Genomic DNA, 3,106 nt, shown 5'->3' on the forward strand with positions numbered 1-3,106 from the left:
CTGGCCGCAGCCGCCTGTGGCAGCGGCGGCGGAGGTGCCAGCGCCTCGCCGACGACCCCCAAGTCCACCACCGGAGCACCGGCCACCGTCGGGGTGGCCAACACCGGCCTGGGCCAGGTCCTGGTCGACTCCCAGGGCCGCACCCTCTATCTGTTCCAGAAGGACTCGGGCACCACCAGCTCCTGCACCGGGGCCTGCGCCACGGCCTGGCCTCCGGTCATGGCCACCGGCCAGCCCACCGCCGGCAGTGGGGCCAACGCCGCCCTGCTCGGGACCTCGGCCCGTTCCGACGGCGGGACCCAGGTCACCTACAACGGCCACCCCGTCTACCTCTTCTCCGGCGACCAGAAGGCGGGCAACACCAACGGCCAGGGCGTGAACGCCTTCGGTGCCAGCTGGTTCGCGCTGACTTCTGCCGGCAACCAGGTCACGGCCCAGCCCTCGAGCGGCTCCACGTCGAGCTCAGGCGGCGCCGGTGGCTACTAGCCCGCTGTTGTTCGCCGCTGCGGCCGTCTTCCTGGCCGCGGCCACGGCCTGGGCCAGCAAGCGGCGCCAGCTCGTCGTGGCCCGAGTCACCACCGTCCACCCGGATCGCACCAGGGGGCGCCTGCGTCCTCCTCGAGAAAGGCAGTGACCATGCAAACGACCGGATTCCTAGGGGATCGCCGCCGCAGCGGTCCCCCCACGACACAGCCGCCGGGGTACCGAGGCGCCACCGCCCGGCGAATGCTCGGCTTGGCCGTCGCCGGACCGCAAGGGTCGATGACGCGGCGGGTCCTGACCACCTTGGCCCTGGTCGTCGGGGCCGCGCTGGTGGCCACCACCGGCGCCATCCACCTGCACCTGTGGGCCAGCGGCTACCGGACCATACCCACCATCGGTCCGCTGTTCCTGTTCCAGGGCATCGCCGGCGCAGCCCTGGCCGTGGTGCTCGTGGCCTGGCGGCGGCTGGCGGCGGTCGTGGCGGCCGCCGGGTTCATGGTCGCCACCATCGGCGGGCTCCTGCTCAGCGTCTACGTCGGGCTGTTCGGCTTCACCGACACCCTGTCGGCCCCCTTCGCCGGCCTGTCGCTGGCCGTCGAGTGCGCCGGCGCCGTGGTCCTCGCTGTCGTCGGAGGAGAGCTGATGCGTGGCGCTGCCACTCGGTCAAGGCAGTAGACGGTCACCAACAAGGAAGATGCGACATGACAATGACCATTCCCCCACAGCCGAGATGGCGGGATGCCCCAGCCACCAACAAAGCGCTGGTCAGGAGCCCTCCCGCGTGGAGGGGCGCCAGCGCGAGAGGGTCCGACCTCGAACGGAACTTCTCACGGACGCAGCGGCGCGGGCGCCGTGGCTCACGGTGGGGGAGTCATGACCGCCACGAATGGGTAGGGACGGCAGTGGCCGCCCGAGCCGTTGTCGATGTCAACGGCGGGAGTAGGAGCGATCTTGCTGAACGAGAGCCAGTCGGTTGGGGCGGCCGGTCGTGGCGGCAAGAATCGGACCTGGGCAGATCCGGGGACGGCGGGGAACGGCAATGGTCGGACGATGGGACTACCGGAGGCCTTCGGTCGGCTGGCATCGTTGCGATTCGACGAGGAGAGTCTGGAGGCCGTCCTCCGGCTTGTCGTGTGCCTGGCGACCGCGGCCCTTCCTCGGGCCGACGCCACGGACGTCATGGTGCTGCGGACGTCTGGCTTGGAGAGCGTTGGGGTGTCCGACGACTGCCAGGAGCTCGATGACGTGCAGTGCCGGTTACGGCGGGGGCCCGGCTTCGTCGCCATGACAGACGCAGAGGTCGTCGATGCGGCCGTGCCTGCCACTCGCAGCCGGTGGCCCGAGTTCGCTGCGCTGGCCACCGAGCGCGGGTATGGGGCGGTGCTCGCTCTTCCCCTCCGCGCATCGGACCGGGTGATCGGCTCGCTGGGTCTGTTCTCTCGCCAGGGCTTCGACGATCACACGCGGGCAGAGGCCACCCGCTTCGCCCACCGCGCTGCGGTGGTGGTGGCCAACGCCATTGCCTTCACGACCACCGACCTGGTCAACCAGCACCTGGGTAACGCCCTCGCCAGCCGGGATCTCATCGGGCGAGCGAAGGGCATCCTGATGGAGCGTCATGGGTGCGGCGACGACGGGGCGTTCGACCGGCTGCGTCACGAATCACAGATGACGCACAGAAAGCTGCGAGACGTCGCCAGCGGCGTGACCGAGTCGACGCCGAGGTCGCGCCACGAGCGTGGATCACCGCACAATCGTTGACCAATCCGTCGACAGCCGACGATCAGGTGGCGTCGCGGATGGAGGCTTCCTGAGGGATCGTCGCCTCGGCGGCATCGAGCTGTCGGTGGACCTCGCCAGCGTCGCCGCCGCCGGACACGAGCTCTCGAGCCGTGCGATCCAGGCGCCCCGCCGCCTCCCGAGCCTCGTCAGCGGCGTCCGTAGCAGGCGCCCGTCCCGCCAGCTCGTCCTCGTGTCGAGCATCAGCCGCGGCCCGCAGCCGCCTGGCCAGGACCTGGAGGGCTCTGCCGATGCTGTCGGCGCGTCGGCGACCGTCTTGGGGAGTGAGCTCGGTCCATGCTTCGACCTCGTCGCGCAAGAGGTCGATCTGCCCCCGCAGCAGGTCGGGGTCGGCGGCCAGGACCTTGTCCCAGCCGACCTCCTCGAAAAGGTTGCGGAGCACTGAGTTGGGGATGAGCTCGAGGTTGCCAGGGATGTTCGAGAGGCGGTGGAGCGAGCCGACGAACCGCTCTTGCAGCCGGTCGACCTGGCGGGTCTCCTCAAGCAGCAGGGGTGTCCAATCGGGACTGAGCGGTCGCCGGCAACGTGGGCACTCGCCCGTGCCGAGCTCCGCGATCTCGGCGAGCAGGAGCTCGTTCTGGCACGCACGACAGCGCGCCTCTATCGGGGTGATGGCCACGGCGATCGTCCCTTCTCTGCTGGTCGCTTGTGAGTCACGGCACGTTGTTCATCGCTTGGTGAGCACGAGCTCGTCGCCCTGGACGTCGACCACCACCGTCTGCCCCTCGTCGTAGCGGCCCTCGAGCAGGCCCAGAGCCAGGCGGTCGCCGATCTCGCGCTGGATGAGGCGGCGGAGGGGTCGGGCCCCGTAGACGGGGTCGTA

General features: G+C 70.3%; 6 protein-coding genes. 4 read left to right on the top strand and 2 right to left on the bottom strand.

Annotated features, from left to right (window positions below):
- The 4 genes from VH112_13090 to VH112_13105 all read left to right on the top strand — a co-directional run.
- The coding region (locus tag VH112_13090) for a hypothetical protein (GenBank protein HEX4541169.1) at nucleotides 1–486 on the top strand (486 nt) is incomplete at its 5' end.
- Complete coding sequence (locus tag VH112_13095; GenBank protein ID HEX4541170.1) at nucleotides 476–634, top strand: hypothetical protein; 159 nt, start codon at nucleotides 476–478, stop codon at nucleotides 632–634. The genes VH112_13090 and VH112_13095, both read left to right, overlap by 11 nt.
- Nucleotides 635–762: 128 nt before the next feature.
- Nucleotides 763–1,158, top strand: coding sequence for a hypothetical protein (locus VH112_13100; GenBank protein HEX4541171.1), 396 nt, complete (start codon nucleotides 763–765; stop codon nucleotides 1,156–1,158).
- A 375-nt stretch (nucleotides 1,159–1,533) separates the two neighbouring features.
- Nucleotides 1,534–2,244, top strand: coding sequence for a GAF and ANTAR domain-containing protein (locus VH112_13105; protein HEX4541172.1), 711 nt, complete (start codon nucleotides 1,534–1,536; stop codon nucleotides 2,242–2,244).
- 22 nt (nucleotides 2,245–2,266) lie between these two features.
- Here VH112_13105 and VH112_13110 read toward each other — a convergent pair whose 3' ends face one another.
- Complete coding sequence (locus tag VH112_13110) at nucleotides 2,267–2,902, bottom strand: hypothetical protein (protein ID HEX4541173.1); 636 nt, start codon at nucleotides 2,900–2,902, stop codon at nucleotides 2,267–2,269.
- A gap of 48 nt (nucleotides 2,903–2,950) precedes the next feature.
- Nucleotides 2,951–3,106: hypothetical protein (locus tag VH112_13115; GenBank protein ID HEX4541174.1), on the bottom strand; the 156-nt coding region annotated here is incomplete at its 5' end.

Source organism: Acidimicrobiales bacterium (assembly GCA_036270875.1).
In the GTDB taxonomy this organism is placed as follows: Bacteria; Actinomycetota; Acidimicrobiia; order Acidimicrobiales; family AC-9; genus AC-9.

Coding starts and splice junctions, on each gene's coding strand:
- VH112_13100 (HEX4541171.1), top strand. CDS start 763: ATGACGCGGCGGGTCCTGACCACCTTGGCCCTGGTCGTCGGGGCCGCG.
- VH112_13105 (HEX4541172.1), top strand. CDS start 1,534: ATGGGACTACCGGAGGCCTTCGGTCGGCTGGCATCGTTGCGATTCGAC.